The following is a 332-nucleotide window of genomic DNA, read 5'->3' as shown; positions in this document are numbered from 1 at the left end:
GCCGACTGGTTCGTGCTCAGCCAGGGCAACAACGTCGGCCGCAGCGTCAGCTACTCGCTGCTGCCGTCGGAACTGGTCAGCTCGGTGGAAGTGAACAAGTCCTCGCAGGCCAAGCTGCGCCGCTGTGCCGCCACCCCGGTGAAAGCGGCCGAGCAGCCACACCCGCCGTTGCTGCTGGCCAGCCACTGGCTGCGCACTGAACTCGAACTCGTACCCGCCACGCCGAACATGATCGGGTCGGAGACCTTCATCATGGTCGCCTTCAGGTGCAGCGAGAACAGCACGCCCTGGGCCTTGGCATCGGCGATCTGCTCACCGATGAACGCGGCCAG

At 66.0% G+C, this 332-nt stretch carries 1 pseudogene; it reads right to left on the bottom strand.

Going from position 1 to position 332, the window contains the following annotated elements:
• Nucleotides 1–215: 215 nt before the first annotated feature.
• Nucleotides 216–332 (bottom strand): annotated as a pseudogene (locus ABGA94_RS04735) (NADP-dependent isocitrate dehydrogenase); the annotation flags it as partial.

This window comes from Stenotrophomonas sp. 3diitr2024 (assembly GCF_042136455.1).
Classification (GTDB): domain Bacteria; phylum Pseudomonadota; class Gammaproteobacteria; order Xanthomonadales; family Xanthomonadaceae; genus Stenotrophomonas; species Stenotrophomonas sepilia.
The sequence above is the reverse complement of the archived record's forward strand: the minus strand, read 5'-3'. Positions and strand labels throughout refer to the sequence as shown.